Origin of the sequence: Thalassospira australica, from assembly GCF_044790785.1 — a bacterium.
Lineage (GTDB): Bacteria > Pseudomonadota > Alphaproteobacteria > Rhodospirillales > Thalassospiraceae > Thalassospira > Thalassospira australica_A.
In genome coordinates, this window is sequence record NZ_CP085258.1 from 2,225,249 (window position 1) to 2,245,279 (window position 20,031).

Here is a 20,031-nt window from a genome sequence, read left to right on the forward strand (position 1 = left end):
TGCGTGAAACACCGGATGGACGAATTTCTGCACAGGGCATTATTCGCCACGCTCCCGCGTGCGATGTTCGGGGCGGGTTTTAGCCCCCTCCTGCAAAGAATGCAAGCCTTAAAGTACGCTCAAACCGCGTGAAAGTGAACCCGTCACCCGATCACGATTTGCCCGTAAGCCATCTGCTCAGATTTCCTCGGCCAGTTCGACACCGGGAATGGCCCCGACCGCCCCGATAAGAGACGGCCCGACCTTATAGGTATCTTCAAGCTCGACCTCGGCAATACGGCCATCGGCGCACACCGTCGAAAGACTGACAAGCCCCCGACCTTTTCCCGCCTTTTCAAGCAGTTCTCGGATTTCCGCCACCGGATCGGGCCGGTTAAGGCGAATGCGAATGCCCTCGGCCGCCCCTGAAACGGCATGTTCAAGATCCTCGACGCGCTGCCCCTGAATACGAAGCTGCCCTTCGCGCATTTCTGCCGCCACCACCAACAGGACCGGCCGCCCGGCATTGATCACTTCCTTGTAGGCCGCCCATGCCTCGGCCCAGAACGCGACCTCGAAACTGCCGGTCGGATCGGAAAACATCACAAACGCGAATTTCGATCCGTTTTTCTTCGAAATCATTTCACGCGCATTGATCAGCGTCCCGGCAAGCTTGATTGATCCCTTGTTCTGGGCGCGCATGCGGGCCGGAAGCTCCTTGATCGGCGCAATGCCGATCCGCTGAAGACTTTTGCCAAAGGTATCCAGCGGATGGGCCGAAAGATAAAACCCGATGGCCGAAAATTCCTCGGTCAGTTTTTCCATCGGGACCCAGTCGCGTTCATCGGGCAGCCGGATGGCATCCTTGCCAAAGCCGGTATCCTCGCCAAACATCGAAATCTGGTCATTGTTGCGCGCCTGCATTTCGCGCTGGGAAACCGCCATCACGCGGTCGACATGCTCGAACATCACCTTGCGGTTCGTCGTCAGGCAATCAAGTGCGCCTGCCCGCACAAGGTTTTCAAGCAACCGCTTGTTGACAGCCCGGCTGTCAATGCGTGACGCGAAATCGGTCAGGTCACGGAACGGGCCATTGGCCTCGCGCTCTGCAACAAGGCTTTCCATCGCGGCATCACCCACGTTGCGCACCGCTGCAAGTGCATAACGGATTTTGCGTATCCCATCATGATTTTCGACCGAAAACGCCACTTGCGAATTATTGATGCAGGGTGGCAGAATTTCGATGCCAAGCCGTTCGATTTCCTGTTTGAAAATCGCAAGTTTCTCGGTGTTGTGCATATCAAGCGTCATCAACGCGGCCATGAACTCGACCGGATAATTCGCCTTCAGATACGCCGTCTGATACGCCACCAGCGCATAGGCCGCCGCGTGCGATTTGTTAAAGCCATAGGATGCGAACTTGGCGACCTGATCAAAGATATCGGACGCCTGCCCGCGCGGCACCCCGTTCTTTTCCGCCCCGTCCACAAACAGCGACCGCTGCAATTCCATTTCCTCGGCGATCTTTTTACCCATCGCACGCCGCAACAGGTCCGCACCGCCAAGCGAATAGCCCGACATCGTCTGGGCAAGCTGCATGACCTGTTCCTGATAGATCATGATGCCATAGGTTTCTTCGAGGGTCGGCTGCAACATCGGGTGCATGTAATCCGGTTTTTCCAGACCATGCTTACGCGCAATGTAATGCGGGATATTGTCCATCGGGCCCGGACGATACAGCGCCACCACAGCGATAATATCTTCAATCGTATCGGGTTTCAGGCCGCGCAGAACATCCTGCATGCCCTGGGATTCAAGCTGGAACACACCGACCGTCTCGGCCGCCGAAAGCAATTTGAACGCCACCCGGTCATCAAGGGGAATAGCACTGATATCAAAGTCTTGCGGGACATCTTTGCGAAGCCGCATCAGATTGACGGCCTCGATAATCACCGTCAGGGTTTTCAGACCGAGGAAGTCGAACTTCACCAGACCGGCATTTTCAACATATTTCATGTTGAACTGGGTAACCGGCATATCGGACCGCGGATCACGATAAAGCGGCACAAGTTCATCAAGGTCGCGGTCGCCGATCACCACCCCGGCGGCGTGGGTGGACGAGTTGCGATAAAGCCCCTCGATCTGCATCGCGATGGACAACAACCGGTCAATATCCGGGTCTTCGCGCGCGATCCGGCGCAAATCCGGCTCCATTTCGATGGCTTCCTTAAGCGGGATCGGCTTGGCCGGATCACCCGGAATCATTTTACAGATTTTATCGACATAGCCATACGGGATGCTCAAAACGCGGCCAACGTCGCGCACTGCGGCCTTTGCCTGCAATTTACCGAATGTGATGATCTGCGCCACACGGTCATGGCCGTATTTACGCTGAACATATTCAATCACCTCGCCGCGACGATCCTGACAGAAATCGACGTCAAAGTCGGGCATGGAAACACGTTCCGGGTTCAGGAAGCGTTCAAACAGCAACGAAAAATGCAACGGATCAAGATCGGTAATCAGCAACGCATAGGCCACAAGCGACCCCGCCCCCGAACCACGCCCCGGCCCCACCGGGATTTCATGATCCTTCGCCCACTGGATAAAGTCCGCAACGATCAGGAAGTAGCCCGGAAATCCCATCTGATTGATGATGCCAAGCTCGTATTCAAGCCGCTCCCAATAAGGTTTGGCAATTTCTTCCTTCTGCGCGTCCGTCATGTCCTCGGTAAAGACATATTTCGCAAGGCGGCCCTTAAGGCCCTCCTCGGACATATGGCGCAGCTCATCGACCTCGGTGCGGCCTTCGCCGCAATCAAACGGCGGTAGGATCGGATCGATCTTCTCGACATGCCACGAACACCGCCTGGCAATCGCCAGCGTGTTGTCACAGGCCTCGGGAATGTCGGCGAAAAGATCGCGCATCTCGGCGGCGGTTTTAAACCGGTGTTCGGGCGTTAAACGCCACCGGTCTTCCTGCCCCACAACCGCGCCCTGCCCGATGCAGATGAACACATCGTGGGCTTCATACATTTCCGCCTTGGGGAAAAAGCAGTCATTGGTCGCGACCAGCGGAATATTGTGATCATAGGCAAGCTTGATCAGCCCCGGCTCGACCTTTTCCTCGACCGGCTCGCCGTGGCGCTGCAATTCGATATAAAGCCTGTTGCCAAATATCCCCGAAAGCTTGTTCAGGCACTCGGTCGCCGCCTCATGCTGCTCCTCGGCAATCAATCGTGCCAGCGGCCCGGTCGGCCCACCGGTCAAACAGATGATGTCGGAACTGTATTTTTCGATATGATCATAAAGCGCCTTGGGCTCGCTGCCCGCTTCGCTGGTCATGTGTGCGCGCGAAACGATCTTCAGAAGGTTGAAATACCCCCGGTCATTCTTCGCAATCAGGACCAGATTGTCCGGGTCAGGTTCGCGTGAAATCCTGCCGATTACCGGCTGATCGCCAAACCGTTCCACCCCGATCTGCACGCCAAGGATCGGCTGGATACCCGACCCGCTCATCACCCCTGAAAAATCAAGCGCGCCGAACATGTTGTTGGTATCGGTCATCGCAACCGCGGGCTGGCCATCCGCCTCGCACAGCTTTGCCAGTTCCTTCGTCGTGATGGCACCTTCGGCAAGCGAATAATTGGTGTGAACACGAAGATGGACGAAACCGTTTTCCATCGCAGAAAACCCCGGAACAAGAATGGCAAAAAAGGCAGGAAACCTGCCACCCCGGATTACTCCGGGGCGCGGCATCAAACCAGCTTAAAGAATTTCAGCCGGTTAAGAAAGAGTATCGGGATCAAGTTCGACCAGATGCCCGTCACGCAGGGTCACAACCCGGTCCATCTGGCGCGCCAGTTCCGGGTTATGGGTCGCAATCAGCGACGCCAGACCGGTTTCCCGCACCAGCGTCATCAGCATCCCGAACACGGTTTCGGCGGTATGCGGATCAAGGTTGCCGGTCGGCTCGTCGGCAAACAGCACATCGGGCACATTGGCAAGCGCACGCGCAATCGCGACCCGCTGCTGTTCCCCGCCCGAAAGCCGTGCCGGGCGATGTTCCGCCCGGTTTTCAAGACCGAGGCAACGCAAAAGCTCCAACCCGCGATCCGTCGCATCCGCCCGTTTCAGGCCATTGATCATCTGCGGGATCACGACATTTTCGATGGCCGAAAATTCCGGCAGCAGATGATGATACTGATAAACGAACCCGATATGCTTGCGGCGCATTTCGGTCCGCGCCAGATCGGAAAGGTCCGTGCTGCGTTTCCCGCCAATCGAAACCATGCCGCGATCAGGCTTTTCAAGCAGGCCCGCAATCTGAAGCAGGGTCGATTTCCCCGCCCCTGACGGCCCGACAAGGGCCACAATCTCGCCCTGATGGATTTCAAGATCGACGGATTTCAGGATTTCAAGCTGATCGGGGCCCTGATTGAACACGCGATCAATCTTTTCAAGCCGCAAAACGACTTTCTGCGCGCGTTCCTCTGCGGTTTTCTTGACCAGATCACTCATAACGCAGCGCCTCCACCGGATCGAGGCGCGACGCACGCCATGCCGGATAAACCGTCGCCAGGAACGACAGGGTCAGTGACATCACACAGACCAGAACCACCTCGCCAACATCCATGTCAGCCGGAAGCTGCGACAGGAAATAGATTTCCGCATTGAACAGGTCCGCCCCCGTCAGGCTCTGGATGAACTGGCGGATATTTTCGATATTCAGGCAGAACAGAACGCCAAGGATCAGGCCGCTTAACGTGCCGACAACCCCGATGGATGCCCCGGCCAGGAAAAAGATGCGCATCACCGACGACCGTGTCGCCCCCATCGTGCGCAGGATCGCGATATCGCGTCCCTTGTCTTTCACCAGCATCACCATGCCCGAAATGATATTGAATGCCGCCACCAGAATAATCAGCGTCAGGATCAGGAACATCACATTACGTTCAACCTGTAACGCATTGAAAAATCCGGAATTTGACTGCTGCCAATTGACCAGCCGAAGCTGTTCACCCGACAGGTTCGCCAACAGGTCGTTCATGCTTGCCGACAGCCGCGACGGGTCTTCAAGCATCACTTCAAAATGGCTGATCTTTTCCGGCAGACGGAAATAAATCTGTGCCGCATCAAGCGGCATGAAGATAAAGCCGCTGTCATATTCATACATGCCGATATCAAACAGCCCGACCACCTTGTAGGCCCGCACACGCGGCACGGACCCGAATGCCGTCACATTGCCCTTGGGCGAAATCAGATTGACATTATCCCCAACCCCGACGCCAAGCTTCATCGCAAGGCGCGCGCCCATGATCACCGTATCCTCGCCCTTGAAATCGTCAAGCGACCCGAAAACGATGTTGTCCGCAATCGTCGCGCGCTTGGCGATGTCTTCGGCACGGATCCCGCGCACGATGGCCCCGCTGGCACGGCCCTCATTCGATGCCATCACCTGCCCTTCAACCACCGGGGTCACAAGCGTGACATTGCCGGTTTCGGCGATCTTCTTTTCAATCGCATCATAGTTGGGCAGGCCATCGGGGCTTTGCGCATAAACCGATATATGCCCGTTCAGCCCCAGAATACGTCCAAGCAATTCGGCCCGGAACCCGTTCATGACCGACATGACGATAATCAGGGTCGCAACGCCCAGCATGATGCCAAGCAGCGAAAAGATGGCGATGACGGAAACAAAGCCTTCTTGCCGACGGGGACGCAGGTAGCGGAAGGCCACCAGACGTTCGAACGGACTGAACATGCGCAAATGATCCTCGTGGAAGCGTATGGAAGCGTATCGGAAAGAATTCCGGAAATCAGGACGGGGCAGCCATGGCTGCCCCGTTTGCAATGTCGTAATCAGGCGCCGATCTGGTTCAGTGCGGCTTCAAGCGTGACTTCCGTCCGCTCGCCGGATTTGCGGTTTTTAAGCTCGACCACACCGGCCTTGATGCCTTTCGGGCCAATCACGATCTGCCACGGCAGACCGATCAGGTCCATATCGGCGAATTTGCCGCCCGCGCGCATGTCGCGGTCATCATAAAGCACCTCGATCCCGGCATTATGCAGCTTGGCATAAACGTCTTCGCATGCCGCATCACATTCATCATCCCCCGTGCGCAGGTTGATCAGGCCAACCTTGTAGGGCGCAACCGATTCCGGCCAGATGATGCCGTTTTCGTCATGCGATGCCTCGATCAATGCGCCGACAAGGCGCGAAACGCCGATGCCGTATGATCCCATCTGCACCGGCACTTCCTTGCCGTCCGGGCCAAGGATGGTGGCCCCCATCGGTTCGGAATATTTGGCACCGAAATGGAAGATATGGCCAACTTCGATCCCGCGCGTTGCGATCATGTCGTCACCGGAAATCGGGCTGTTGGCCGGATCATGCTTGTCTTCGGTCGCGGCGTAATCTTCAAGCGTCGTCTGGACCCAGTTTTCAAGCCCGGTGCGATCATTCAGATCAACCCCCTTGCCCGTCAAATCCTTGTCCAGCCACTTCTTGTCGCAGAACACTTCGCTTTCGCCGGTTTCGGCCAGAATGATGAATTCATGGCTAAGGTCGCCGCCAATCGGGCCGGTATCGGCCACCATCGGGATCGCCTTCACGCCAAGGCGCGTAAAGGTCCGGCAATAGGCCAGAAACATCTTGTTATAGGCGTGCCGCGAACTTTCGTAATCAACATCGAACGAATACGCATCCTTCATCAGGAATTCGCGCCCGCGCATCACGCCAAAGCGCGGGCGGATCTCGTCGCGGAATTTCCACTGAATATGATACAGCATCTGCGGAAGCTGCTTATAGGACCGGACATCCTTGCGGAAGATATCGGTAATCACTTCCTCGTTGGTCGGCCCAAACAGCATTTTGCGGTCATGACGGTCCGTGATGCGCAGCATTTCAAGGCCGTAATCCTCGTACCGTCCGCTTTCCTGCCAAAGTTCGGCCGGCTGGATCGTCGGCATCAGCACTTCGTTACAGCCAATCGCGTCCTGCTCTTCGCGCACGATCTGCTCGATCTTCTTAAGCACGCGATAGCCAAGCGGCAGCCAGGAATAAATCCCCGCCGAAAGCTGGCGCACCATACCGGCACGCAGCATCAGTCGATGGGAAGCGATCTGTGCTTCTGCCGGTGTTTCCTTGAGGGTCGGCAGAAAGAACTGGGAAAGACGCATCAATGCCTCGTGATGATCAAAGCTGAAAATATCAGGTATACAAAAGACCTTGCCCGGAAAATGCGACAGCACAGCCCGAAACGCAAGCCGGAACTTGCTTTATATCGGCAAGACGTGATCTAGCCGACAATCGTGGCAGGTTTGCGAAAACACACAGGCTTTTTAAGGTACAACCTTAACGGAACCCTGCCGCCCGGCATGCTGCGGCCAATTCATCCTGCCCGGCTTCGTTGCCAATCGGCGTATCGTTGAAATACACCCGGCCGTTGCGATAGGTGATCTTGCCGATATTGGACTCGCCGCTGATCCCGTCCGGCACCGAAATCCCCGCATATTCAAAGAAATCAATCGTCACCGGAAATTCGATTTCCTTGGGCAATGCATCAAGGATCGGGCTACCGCCATTCAGATCCGCCGGGGCGACCTTGCGGCCATAAACATCGACACCGGGCTTATAGGCCACATCGTCATCGGGCACATGGCTGACCAGTTCCCGGCAGGCCGACCGCGTGACCGTGATGGTCGGCTTCGCCTTCTCGGCACCCGCCGCACCTGCTGCGTCCGGTGCGGCATTTTCCCCTGCCGCCGGCCCCGGCAAGGGGGAGTCGCTTTGCGCCAAAACGCCACCCGAACCGGTCATGATCACGCCAGCAACAAACATCGAAACCATGAAATTCACAGGATAAATCCCGATTTTCATAGAGCGGGTCGTTACAAAATTCTTCATATCGCCGGTCCATCCTATTTATGTGCGGTGCAGCATCGAATCATCTGTGAATATTGGTCAAAACATCTTGCACAAAAGTGAAATATGTGGCTTTTTGATCCTCCGCTAACGGCGCAAGATCGTTGCGGGAGACGTATCGCAGCCGCTCATAAAATTGCGGGAGGCTTTGTTGCCAATAAGCATACAAGAAGCAGGCGCGACGTCGAAATAAAACCTGTGCCAAGTGCCCAGGTCTTAGGAGGAAGCAAAAAAAGATTACGGGAAAACAGCTATAAAAATAGCATCTTGGCAAGATCCTTGTGATCTTGCTTTTTTTTGTCCGCATCCCGGCCCGCCTTCCCTTTCCCGTGATTTTTGTGCATCCCTGCAAACAAAAAACCCGCAGCAAATGTGCGGGGTTTGTTTTACCGGCCCGCACCAAAACTCATTGCGGCGGACGGACTTCGATCATGCCACTCGTGATCACGAAATACGCCACCACCCACAAAATCGCCGAAATCAGGCTGGTCGCCAGAACCTTCTTCCACATATGCGGCTTTTGCGGTGCCCCGCTATCGTGACCCGGCTGGACATTTTCTTCGCGCTTCACGCCGAACGGCAACACCATGAACAGCACCAGCCACCAGATCACGATGTAAACAAGGATCGCGGAAAACCAGTTCATGGCGCACTCTTTTCTTGGTTGCGGGAATAAGGGCCGATAGGGCGGGAAAGAAACCTAAACCTGTTCAAGTTCCACCAGTGTCCCGTTGAAATCCTTGGGATGCAGGAACAGCACCGGCTTGCCATGTGCGCCGATTTTGGGCTCCCCCGTGCCCAGCACACGCGCGCCGTTTTTCAAAAGCTGGTCGCGCGCCGCCAGAATATCCTCAACCTCATAGCAGACATGATGAATGCCGCCCGATGTATTCTTGTCAAGGAACCCCTGAATGGGCGATCCCTCGCCCAGCGGATACAGCAATTCGATCTTGGTGTTGGGCAGTTCGACAAAGACCACAGTCACCCCATGATCCGGCTCGTCCTGCGGTTCGGAAACCTTCGCGCCAAGCACATCACGATAAAGCCGGATACCTTCCTCAAGGTCCGGCACCGCAATCGCCACATGGTTCAGCCGTCCAATCATGTTCTACTCCTGCAATGTGATCTGCCCGATCACCGCCAATCTAGGATGCGCATGACGACAAAGACAACTGCCCTTTTGGTCGTATGCGGCATTCCCGGACGGCCTAGTTCTTCTCGTTCACCCGAACCAGATGCACCTCAATCAATGGCCGCTTGCCCAGCCGCTGGCGCACCGGGCGGCGCAATGCCTGCCGGATCGCAAGGATCACCGCCGCATCGTCCAAAACCTCGTCATCGTCAAGCTGATCGACCCGGTTGCCGATCTCGGCGGCAAAATGATCAAGGCGGACATCATCCCCTTCCTCGTCAAACAGGCTCGGTGCCGTAATCATCGGCTCGCCCACCATCTCGCCAAACTGGTTCAGCACCACGGTCACAAACATCACACCGTTCCAGACGATGCGATTGCGGTTGCGGATGGTATCGGAATCCCGTTTCAGCAACCGCCCGCCATCAAGGCAAAGCACGCCGCTTTCGGCGACACCAATCACATGCGCACTGCCCGGCGACAGGCGAATGACCGTGCCGTCATGCGGGATCACCTGTTCAGGAATCTGGCATTCCGCGCCAAGGGCTGCCTGTTCGCACAAATGGCGGGTTTCGCCATGCACCGGCACAAGGATTTTGGGACGTGTCAACTGATACATCCGCGCCAGGTCCTGCCTGCCCGGATGGCCCGATACATGGATCGGTTCATCGCGCGCCGTAATCACGCGGATACCGCGCCTGATCAAAAGGTTCTGGATATAGCCGATGGACTTTTCATTGCCCGGAATTTCGCGCGCGGAAAACACAACCGTATCACCCGGATCAAGCTGCACGGTCGGATGATCCCCCTTGGCAATGCGTGACATCGCCGCACGCGGCTCGCCCTGCGACCCGGTACAGATCAGCAACACCTGATCCTTGGGGACCTCCATCGCGTCCTCATCACTCAAAAGGTTCGGATACGACGTCAGATAGCCAACCGCACGCGCCGCTTCGGTCACACGGTTCAATGACCGCCCGGCAAGCCCGACACAGCGGTTGTTTTCATGTGCTGCTTCAACAATCGACTGCAACCGCGCAACGTTGGTCGCAAAGCACGCAACCGCGATCCGGCCCTGCGGCGTTTCGGCAAAAAGTTTCGACAGGTTCTTGGCAACATCACCTTCCGATCCGGCTTTGCCTTCGGAAAAGACGTTGGTGGAATCACAAATCAGCGCCATGACCCCTTCATCGCCAAGCGCCTCAAGCTTCTTGACATCCGATGCCTCGCCAATCTGGGGATCTGGGTCGAATTTCCAGTCGCCGGTATGCACGACAAGCCCCTTCGGCGTGCGGATCGCAAGCGCATTGGGCTCCAGGATCGAATGGGTCATCGTGACAAATTCGATGTCAAACGGCCCCTTTTTGAACCGCCCGCCAAGCTCGATCACATGGATCGGCACCTGATCGGCAAAATCGGTTTCCGCCAGTTTCGCCTTAAGAAATTCTGCGGCAAACGGGGTGGCATAGATCGGGCATTTCAACCGCGGCCAAAGATACGGCACCGCGCCAAGGTGATCCTCATGCGCATGCGTCAGGACAAGTCCAAGAAGTTTGTCTTTGCGTTCCTCGATAAAGGACGGATCGGGCATGACAACATCGACACCGGGCAATCCTTCCTCGCCAAAGGAAACGCCCATATCGACCATCAGCCACTGATCGTCATATCCGTACAAATTGAGGTTCATGCCAATTTCGCCAGATCCCCCCAGCGGCACAAACAGCAATTCGTCTTTCGGCAAATACAAATCCACGGATGATCACCCTTGTCTTTCAGCGGTGAGAAACACGATCACGGGGCGCACCCGCGTCACTTCACAGTCAATGTCGGTTAACAGTCTAGTTCGATTTTTCGCTGTTGCGGCGATAAATCATCAAAAGCCCCAGCATCGTCAGATCGCCATGCAGATGTTCGATCTCGTCAACCGCCTTGGTAAACAGCGGTGCTAGCCCGCCGGTCGCGACAACTTTCATGTGATCGATGCCCTGCTGCTTGCGAATGCGCGCTAGAAGCCCCTCGATCATCGCGACATAGCCCCAGTAAACCCCGGACTGCATCGCTTCAACCGTATTCTTGCCAATCACGTTGCGCGGCGCCTCAATCGCGACCATCGGCAACTGGGCGGCGGCCATATGCAGTGCCTTGATCGAAAGATTCACACCCGGCGCAATCACACCGCCAAGGTAATTGCCTTCTTCATCAATCACGTCAAACGTGGTCGCCGTCCCGAAATCCAGAACCACCAGCGGCCCGCCAAAAAGCTGATGGGCCGCAACCGCATTGACCAGCCGGTCCGCACCAACCTCGCTTGGCCGGTCCATGATGATCTTCATATCCAGTTCGACTTCCGGATCGCCCACTACCATCGGCTCGACATTGAAATAACGCCGGCACAGCGTCTTGAGGCTGAATTCGGCCGCCGGAACCACGGTTGCGATGATCGCCCCCGTTATCGCATCCTTGGGCACATCCGACAGGGTAAACAGATGATGCAGCCACACGCCAAGCTCATCCGCGGTGCGTTCCACCGTCGTTGAACAGCGCCACTGTCCCTTGATCGTATCGCCGTCAAACACCGCGAAAACGATGTTGGTATTCCCGGCATCAATCGCCAGCAACATGATGTTTCGTCTCCCCGTTATCGTCCCGAGGCGGGATCTTGTTCATTTATGCCTTAAAGAACACTTCGCCAGCCCCGATACGATGTTCGGTCCCGCCGGTTTCTCTTAAAACAAGCGATCCGTCGTCATCAAGCCCGACAAATGTGCCCTCAAGCGTCCTTTCGGTCAGGCGCGCGATGACCGGCGCGCCAATACCATATGCGCGCATCAGCCACGCCTCGCGGATCGGGGCAAACCCTTGCGTTTCCCACACCGGCAGCCACCTTGCCACCCGCCCGGCATAGGCCGAAAGAAGCTCGCCCACCGATACCGGCGCACCAAGGGCCGAAAGCGACGTTGCCGGGCGTTCGGCATCGTCGGGATAAAACGCCACATTCACCCCGGCCCCGATCACCAGATAATCGGTTTCCGACCCGTTATTCGATGCACTTTCCAGAAGAATACCCGAAATCTTGCGGCCATTGACCATCAGGTCATTGGGCCATTTGCAATCCGGCCTGATCCGGTTGCCACTGACCAGCTCAATCGCCTCGGCCATGGCAACCGCAATCAGGAATGTCAGTTTGGCCGCTTCAAAAAGCGGACAATCGGGACGCAGCAAAAGGGAAGAATAAAGATTGCCAACCGGGGATACCCAGGCACGGCCGCGCCGTCCCCTGCCCGATGTCTGTTGGCGGGCCCAAATAAGGGCGCCACTTGGGGCGCCCTTATCGGCAAGGCGTTTCGCCTCTTCATTGGTGCTGTCGATCACTTCCAGTTCATGAAGGTGATACCCTTCAGGAAGCCGGATCGTCGGCTTGGTCATCCTTACTGCCCGAGCAAGGCCGTCGCGGCAACGCCGGCACTATCCATCAACGGGTTCGGGAAGAACACGAAAGCCAGAAGAATGACCGTCGCAACCGCCATGATCACATTCATCTCGGTGCCGTTCTTGTCGAACGTTTCGACCGGCTCGTCGAAATACATCACCTTGATGATCCGCAGATAGTAATAGGCACTGACGACCGAGGTCACCAGACCGATCACCGCCAGTGTCACAAGACCGGCATCAACCGCTGCCTTGAACACGTAAAACTTGCCAAAGAAGCCCGCAAGCGGCGGAATACCGGCCATCGAGAACATCAGGATTGCGGTAACGGCAGCCATCAGCGGCTTGGTCTTGGCCAGACCGGCCAGATCGGTGATTTCCTCGACCATGCGGTCATTGCGACGCATCGAAAGGATCACGGCAAAGGTGCCAAGGTTCATCACAAGGTAAATACCCAGATAAACCAGAATACCCGCAACACCCTCGGACGTTCCCGCAGCCAGACCGACCAGTGCGAAACCAACATGACCGATGGATGAATAGGCCATCAGACGTTTGATATTGTCCTGACGGAGCGCCGCGAACGAACCCCATGCCATCGACAGGATCGACACCAGAACGATGATCTGCTGCCAGTCTTCGACAACACCGGCAAACGGGCCAACCGCAACACGAACGAACAATGCCAGACCGGCAATTTTCGGCGCGACGGCAAAGAACGCCGTCACCGGGGTCGGTGCCCCTTCATAGACGTCCGGGGTCCACATATGGAACGGAACCGCCGAAACCTTGAAGCACAGACCGGCAAACATGAAGGCCAGACCGACAAGCGTGCCAACCGAAAGCTCGCCCGTCGACATGATATCGCCCAGAACCGCAAAGTTGGTCGAACCGGTAAAGCCATAGACCATCGACATGCCATACAGCAGCATGCCCGATGCAATCGACCCCAGAACAAAGTATTTCAGGCCCGATTCCGTCGCACGGACCGTATCGCGGCGGATCGCTGCAATCACGTAAAGTGCCAGCGACTGAAGCTCAAGGCCAAGATACAGCGACAGCATGTCGGTCGCCGATACCATCGCCATCATGCCAAGTGTCGCCAGCATGATCAGGATCGGGAACTCGAACCGCGACATGTTTTCGCGTTCGGCATAATTCATCGCCATCACGATACCGATCGACGAACCGACCAGGATCATGACCTTGGTGAATTTGGCAAAGGCATCAGCGGTGAACTGGCCATAAAACGCCACCCCGCCATCACCCAGAACCACCAGCACAAGGGCCACGATCTGGGCCGCAACCGCAAGCCAGGATACGGTGCGGAACGCCTTGTCCTTGCCTGCGAACACGCCAAGCATCAGAAGCGTCAGGGCCGAAACGGCCATAAAGATTTCGGGCAATGCCGCCCCGAGGTTGAGCATAGAAACTCCCATGTTCATTCCCCTCAATTCGCCGCCAGCTGCGCAGCCTGAGCTGCGGCAGCCTGCGCCGTTTCGACCTGGTTGACGAGGTTTTCAACCGAAACATGCATGATGTCGAGGAAGGAGACCGGATAGACCCCCATCCACAGAACGATGATCACAAGCGGCGCAAAGATCAGCCATTCACGCGGGCTCATATCAAGGATCGATTTAAGGTTTTCCTTGGTAAGCGCCCCGAACACGATGCGGCGATAGAGATACAGCGCATAGGCCGCGCCGAGGATCAGACCGGTTGCGGCAAAGAATGCCACCCAGGTATTGGCTTCGAACGCGCCCAGCAATGCCAGGATTTCGCCAACGAAACCACCCGTCCCCGGAAGACCGACAGACGCCATCGTAAAGAACATGAAGATAACGGCATAACCCGGCATACGATGGACAAGACCGCCATAGGCATCGATCTCGCGGGTATGCATGCGGTCATAAACCACACCGACACACAGGAACAGCGCGCCCGATACCACACCGTGGCTCAGCATCTGGAAGATCGAACCTTCGATGCCATGCTGGTTAAAGGTGAAGGCACCAATCGTCACGATCCCCATATGGGCCACCGACGAATAGGCAATCAGCTTTTTCATGTCCTGCTGTGCAAGGGCCACCAGCGACGTATAGATGATCGCCACAATCGACAGCGTAAACACCAGCGGCGCAAAGGTTTCAGACGCCAGCGGCATCATCGGCAACGAGAACCGCAGGAACCCGTAACCACCCATTTTCAGAAGAACACCCGCCAGGATCACCGAACCGGCCGTCGGTGCCTCAACGTGGGCATCGGGCAGCCAGGTGTGAACCGGCCACATCGGCACCTTGACGGCAAAGGATGCAAAGAACGCCAGCCACAGCCAAAGCTGCATGTTATAGCTGAACCCGTACGCCATCAGCGTCGGGATGTCGGTCGTACCGGCTTCGAAATACATCGCAAGCAGCGCCACCAGCATCAGAACGGAACCCAGCAGCGTGTATAGGAACAGCTTGAAGGCTGCATAAACACGACGCTGACCGCCCCAGACACCGATGATGATGAACATCGGGATCAGAACGCCTTCGAAGAACAGATAGAACAGCAAACCGTCAAGCGCGCTGAACATACCGACCATCATCGTTTCCAGGATCAGGAACGCGATCATGTATTCCTTCACACGTTTCTGGATTGCTTCCCATGCCGACAGAATGCAGATCGGCGTCAGGAAGGTCGCCAGAAGCACGAACAGCATCGAAATGCCATCCACGCCCATGTGATAGGAAATGTTCAGCCCCGGCATCCAGTCGGCTTTTTCAACGAACTGGAAATCGGCCGTGGTGCTGTCGAAATTCACCCACAGCATCAGCGATGCCGCAAAGGTGAAACCCGACGTCCACAAAGCAACCCATCGGGAGTTGCGGGCGACATTCGCCTCTTCCCCGCGGATCAGCAGCACGAAAAGTGCGCCGATCAGCGGCAAAAAGGTGACGATCGAAAGAATTGGATAATCGCTCATCGCCCGTTAACCCATCTTCCAAATTGTGTAAGACACCAAGGCGGCAATACCGATCAGCATCGCAAACGCATAGTGATAGACGAAACCGCTCTGAAGGGCGCTGACGCGACGTGCAATGTTACGACATGCAGCAGCAACACCGTCCGGACCGACACCGTCGATCAGCGCGCCATCGCCCGATTTCCAGAAGCCATAGCCAAGATAGAAGGCCGGCTTGACGAAAATCTTGTCGTAAAGCTCGTCGAAGTACCATTTGTTCAGGGCGAAGCGATACAGACCGTTGAAGCTGTTGGCCAGCTGACGCGGCAGCGACGGCACCAGCTTGTACATCACAAGTGCGATGACAAAGCCCGAAACCATGGCGACAAACGGTGCCAGTTTGACCCAGCCCGGAACATGGTGTGCATGTTCAAGAGCCTGATGACCTTCGGCCATGAAGAGTGCGCCGTTCCAGAACGCCAGCATTTCCTCATAATCGCCACCACCGAACCAGTCCTTGGCGTACCAGCCGGCAAAAATCGCACCGATGGTCAGGAACAGAAGCGGCAGCGTCATGACGGCCGGGCTTTCATGGACATGCGCCATGGTCCGCTCGTCTGCACGCGGGGTGCCAAAGAAGGTCATGAAAATCAGACGCCAGCTATAGAACGACGTCATCAGTGCCGCGAGGATACCGGCCCAGAAGGCATAGGTCCCGACGGCGGTATGTGCCGCAAACGCGCTTTCGATGACAAGGTCCTTGGAATAGAAGCCCGCAAGCCCCGGGAAACCGGTAATCGCAAGCGTCCCGATCATCATCACCCCAAAGGTCAGCGGAACCATCTTATAGATGCCGCCCATCTTGCGCATGTCCTGCTCATCGGACATCGCATGGATCACCGAACCGGCACCAAGGAACAAAAGCGCCTTGAAGAAACCATGCGTCATCAGGTGGAACACGCCCGCCGAATAGGCCGACACACCGCACGCAAAGAACATATAGCCAAGCTGCGAACAGGTCGAATAGGCGATCACGCGCTTGATGTCGTTCTGAACGCAGCCAATCGTCGCGGCAAAGAACGCGGTCGATGCCCCGACAACGGTAATAATCGCAAGCGTCGTTTCGGCATATTCAAAGATCGGCGACAGACGCGCGACCATGAACACACCGGCCGTCACCATGGTTGCCGCGTGAATAAGGGCGGAAACCGGCGTCGGGCCTTCCATCGCATCAGGAAGCCACGTATGCAGGCCAAGCTGTGCCGACTTGCCCATCGCACCGATGAACAAAAGGAAACAGGTGATCTCAAGTGCCGAGAATTCATGACCAAGGAACAAAAGCGTCGTTCCGGCAACTTCTTCGGCATTGCCAAAGATCACGTCGAACTGGACGCTGTCAAACAGGACATAAACCGCAAAGATACCAAGGGCAAAGCCAAAGTCACCGACACGGTTGACGACAAACGCCTTGATCGCGGCGGCCGATGCCGACGGTTTGGAATACCAGAAACCGATCAGAAGATAGGACGCAAGCCCCACCCCTTCCCAGCCGAAGAAAAGCTGGATCAGGTTGTCGGCAGTCACCAGCATCAGCATGGCAAAGGTAAACAGCGACAGATACGCCATGAAACGCGGCTTGTCGGGATCGTGCGACATGTACCCGATGGAATAGATATGCACCATCGACGACACACCGGTCACAACGATCAGCATGACACAGGTCAGCGTATCGAAACGCAGCGCCCATTCAGCCGTGAAACTGCCCGACGAAATCCAGGTAAAAAGCTGAACCGTGATCGGGTTGCCGCCAATGGCAACATCGGCAAAGGCAAAAATCGAAATAATGAAGGCCGTAACAACGCCACCCGCCGTAATCAGCTGGGAAACGCGGTCCGAAGTCGTAACACCGTGATGATGGCTGCTGTCATGCTCGGCATGGGACGCGGTCGACATCGCACCGACCAGCGTGATGATGCCGGCAATCGTGGCCGCGATCAGGGGCAGGAATACAATCAGAGGATACATATCTGCCTTACCCCTTCATCATGTTGATGTCTTCAACCGCAATCGTGCCGCGGTTACGGAAATAGACCACCAGGATCGCAAGACCGATCGCTGCCTCGGCGGCGGCAACGGTCAGGACGAAGATGGTGAAGACCTGTCCGACGAGGTCGCCGAGGAACGACGAGAACGTGACCAGATTGATATTGACTGCCAGCAGCATCAGCTCGATCGACATCATGATGATGATGACGTTCTTGCGGTTCATGAAGATGCCAAAGATCCCGAGTGTGAAAAGGATCGCCGCGACGGTCAAATAATGTGCAAGACCGATTTCCATCAGATCCCCCTACCGACCGGAACTTTTTTGACTTCAAGCGTGTCAGCGCGATCGCGTTTGACCTGCTCGGAGATTTTCTGACGGCGAACACCTTCGCGGGTACGCAGCGTCAGGACAATTGCGCCGATCATTGCAACAAGCAGCACCAGACCGGCAGCCTGGAAGATGTATGCGTAATCGGTGTAAATCAGTCGGCCAAGCGCCTCGACATTGGTCAGACCGGCGGGCGTCGGATGCGCCAGAACCGCAACCTTGTCATCCGACAAGGCCCAGCCCGCGCCGACAAAGGCCAGTTCCACAAACAGCACCAGCGCGATCAGAACCCCGATCGGCAGATAGTTGAGGAAACCTTCGCGCATCTCGACAAAATTGATGTCGAGCATCATGACGACGAACAGGAACAGAACCGCGACCGCGCCGACATAGACGACGACAAGCAGCATGGCGAGAAACTCGGCACCCAGCAGGACAAAAAGCCCGGCTGCGTTAAAAAATGTCAAAATCAGCAGCAGTACCGAATGCACCGGGTTGCGAACCGTCACAACCGCAGTCGCGGCCAGAACCGCGACAGTAGCAAACAGGTAAAAAGCCAAAGCCTGTACGACCATAAGGTACCCCCTTGGCGAGCCGCCCTGCCCCAACGGCAGAAAGCGGCCCATGAACTCTCTCTTTAACGATCAGACGCGACACTTACCGGTAAGGTGCGTCTGCCTCCAATCGTGCAGCAAGCTCGGCTTCCCAACGCTCGCCATTTTCAAGAAGCTTGTCCTTGTCATAAAGAAGCTCCTCGCGGTTTTCGGTTGCGAACTCGAAGTTCGGACCTTCGACGATGGCATCCACCGGGCAGGCTTCCTCGCAGAAACCGCAATAGATGCATTTCGTCATATCGATATCGTAGCGCGTCGTACGACGCGAACCGTCATCGCGCGGCTCGACCTCAATCGTGATGGCCTGCGCGGGACAGATCGCCTCGCAAAGTTTGCACGCGATGCAACGCTCTTCCCCGTTGGGATAGCGGCGCAGCGCATGTTCGCCACGGAAACGCGGGCTCAGCGGACCCTTCTCATACGGATAGTTCAGCGTCACCTTCGGCTTGAACATGTATTTCAGGGTGAGCGCCATACCGGAAACGAGTTCCACCAGCAGGAAGCTCCGGGCCGTCCGATCAATAAATGACATCGTTTACCTCTCTCTCTCCGATGCGCGGCGATCAGGCCGGGACCTTGTCAAAAGCAACCAGGAACGTGGCGACCAGCATGACCCAGGCAAATGACAGCGGCAGGAAGACTTTCCAACCCAGACGCATAAGCTGGTCATAGCGGTAACGCGGGAATGTCGCACGCACCCAGAGGAAAATGAACAGAACGAAACAGATCTTCAGAATGAACCAGATCGCACCGGGGATGAATTCCAGAACCGGCAGCGGCGCGGTCCAGCCCCCGAGGAACAGAACGGCGCAAAGACCGCTCATCAGGATCATGTTCGCGTATTCACCCAGGAAGAACAGCGCAAAGGTCATCGCCGAATAATCGACGTTATACCCAGACACCAGTTCGGCTTCCGCTTCCGGAAGGTCAAACGGCGCGCGGTTCGTTTCGGCCAGGATCGACACGATGAAGACCACAAACATCGGCAGGTGATAGATGAAGTTCCATTCCCAGAACCCGCCAACCTGGCCGCGCACGATATCGCTCAGGTTCAGCGACCCGGTGGTCAGCAGAACGGAAATGATGATCAGGCCGATTGAAATCTCGTACGACACCATCTGGGCACCGGAACGCAGCGCACCAAGAAACGCGTATTTGGAGTTCGAGGCCCAACCCGCCATCACGATGCCGTAAACACCCAGCGATGAGATCGCGAACAGGTACAGAATGCCGACATTCAGATCGGCCAGAACCATGCCCTCGTCGAACGGGATAACCGCCCAGGCAATGATCGCCAGAATGAAGGTCAGCATCGGGGCGATGATAAACACGCCCTTGTTGGCACTGGTCGGAACAATTGTTTCTTTCAGAAACAGTTTCAGACCATCGGCCAGCGGCTGCAGAAGACCAAACGGCCCCACAACGTTCGGGCCCTTGCGCAACTGCATCGCACCGATGACCTTGCGCTCGGCATAGGTCAGATAGGCGACAGCAACCAGCAGCGGGACAACAATCGCCAAAATCTTGGCGACGATCCAGACCAGCGGTTCAATATATCCGTCCCAAAGAAGTTCCATCGGTCAAACCGTATCTTTTGCGTTTCGTCCCTGAATTGGGACACCCCCTTGC

17 protein-coding genes are annotated in these 20,031 nt (G+C 56.3%); all 17 read right to left on the bottom strand.

From position 1 onward, the window contains the following. Positions 1-177: 177 nt before the first annotated feature. Positions 178-3,663, bottom strand: coding sequence for a DNA polymerase III subunit alpha (dnaE, locus tag LG297_RS10685; RefSeq protein WP_404426883.1), 3,486 nt, complete (start codon positions 3,661-3,663; stop codon positions 178-180). A 102-nt stretch (positions 3,664-3,765) separates the two neighbouring features. After that, positions 3,766-4,500 carry an ABC transporter ATP-binding protein gene (locus LG297_RS10690; protein WP_404426884.1) on the bottom strand — a complete coding sequence of 245 codons (735 nt, stop codon included), beginning with the start codon at positions 4,498-4,500 and terminating at the stop codon, positions 3,766-3,768. Next, the gene (locus LG297_RS10695) at positions 4,493-5,743 is read right to left on the bottom strand and encodes a lipoprotein-releasing ABC transporter permease subunit (protein ID WP_404426885.1); all 1,251 of its coding nucleotides are present in this window, start codon (positions 5,741-5,743) and stop codon (positions 4,493-4,495) included. Before LG297_RS10695 ends, LG297_RS10690 begins: the two co-directional genes overlap by 8 nt. A 98-nt stretch (positions 5,744-5,841) precedes the next feature. Further along, entirely contained in the window at positions 5,842-7,161 is a 1,320-nt protein-coding gene (proS, locus tag LG297_RS10700) for a proline--tRNA ligase (RefSeq protein WP_404426886.1), read from the bottom strand. 175 nt (positions 7,162-7,336) lie between these two features. Beyond that, positions 7,337-7,888 (bottom strand): hypothetical protein, encoded by a 552-nt coding sequence (locus LG297_RS10705; protein ID WP_404426887.1) that lies wholly within the window; start codon positions 7,886-7,888, stop codon positions 7,337-7,339. A 424-nt stretch (positions 7,889-8,312) separates the two neighbouring features. Next, the gene (locus LG297_RS10710; RefSeq protein WP_404426888.1) at positions 8,313-8,552 is read right to left on the bottom strand and encodes a DUF1467 family protein; all 240 of its coding nucleotides are present in this window, start codon (positions 8,550-8,552) and stop codon (positions 8,313-8,315) included. A gap of 54 nt (positions 8,553-8,606) precedes the next feature. Next, positions 8,607-9,011 (bottom strand): methylmalonyl-CoA epimerase, encoded by a 405-nt coding sequence (mce, locus tag LG297_RS10715; protein WP_404426889.1) that lies wholly within the window; start codon positions 9,009-9,011, stop codon positions 8,607-8,609. Between the two features lie 103 nt (positions 9,012-9,114). Then, positions 9,115-10,791: a ribonuclease J gene (locus LG297_RS10720; RefSeq protein ID WP_404426890.1), complete on the bottom strand. Its 1,677-nt coding sequence runs from the start codon at positions 10,789-10,791 to the stop codon at positions 9,115-9,117. Positions 10,792-10,876: 85 nt separating this feature from the next. Further along, complete coding sequence (locus LG297_RS10725; RefSeq protein ID WP_404426891.1) at positions 10,877-11,659, bottom strand: type III pantothenate kinase; 783 nt, start codon at positions 11,657-11,659, stop codon at positions 10,877-10,879. A gap of 46 nt (positions 11,660-11,705) precedes the next feature. Continuing rightward, positions 11,706-12,464, bottom strand: a complete 759-nt coding sequence (locus LG297_RS10730) for a biotin--[acetyl-CoA-carboxylase] ligase (protein WP_404426892.1) — start codon at positions 12,462-12,464, stop codon at positions 11,706-11,708. 2 nt (positions 12,465-12,466) lie between these two features. Next, the gene (gene nuoN, locus LG297_RS10735; RefSeq protein ID WP_404426893.1) at positions 12,467-13,906 is read right to left on the bottom strand and encodes an NADH-quinone oxidoreductase subunit NuoN; all 1,440 of its coding nucleotides are present in this window, start codon (positions 13,904-13,906) and stop codon (positions 12,467-12,469) included. 11 nt (positions 13,907-13,917) lie between these two features. Then, the gene (locus LG297_RS10740) at positions 13,918-15,435 is read right to left on the bottom strand and encodes an NADH-quinone oxidoreductase subunit M (protein WP_404426894.1); all 1,518 of its coding nucleotides are present in this window, start codon (positions 15,433-15,435) and stop codon (positions 13,918-13,920) included. Between the two features lie 6 nt (positions 15,436-15,441). Further along, positions 15,442-17,439, bottom strand: coding sequence for an NADH-quinone oxidoreductase subunit L (nuoL, locus tag LG297_RS10745; protein ID WP_404426895.1), 1,998 nt, complete (start codon positions 17,437-17,439; stop codon positions 15,442-15,444). A gap of 7 nt (positions 17,440-17,446) precedes the next feature. Then, positions 17,447-17,755, bottom strand: a complete 309-nt coding sequence (nuoK, locus tag LG297_RS10750; RefSeq protein ID WP_085617489.1) for an NADH-quinone oxidoreductase subunit NuoK — start codon at positions 17,753-17,755, stop codon at positions 17,447-17,449. Continuing rightward, a complete protein-coding gene (locus tag LG297_RS10755; protein WP_404426949.1) occupies positions 17,755-18,363 on the bottom strand; it encodes an NADH-quinone oxidoreductase subunit J in 609 nt (202 codons plus the stop codon). Before LG297_RS10755 ends, nuoK begins: the two co-directional genes overlap by 1 nt. An 82-nt stretch (positions 18,364-18,445) precedes the next feature. Beyond that, positions 18,446-18,934 carry an NADH-quinone oxidoreductase subunit NuoI gene (nuoI, locus tag LG297_RS10760; RefSeq protein ID WP_114120998.1) on the bottom strand — a complete coding sequence of 163 codons (489 nt, stop codon included), beginning with the start codon at positions 18,932-18,934 and terminating at the stop codon, positions 18,446-18,448. Between the two features lie 31 nt (positions 18,935-18,965). Then, positions 18,966-19,979 (bottom strand): NADH-quinone oxidoreductase subunit NuoH, encoded by a 1,014-nt coding sequence (gene nuoH, locus LG297_RS10765; RefSeq protein WP_404426896.1) that lies wholly within the window; start codon positions 19,977-19,979, stop codon positions 18,966-18,968. Positions 19,980-20,031: the final 52 nt, after the last annotated feature.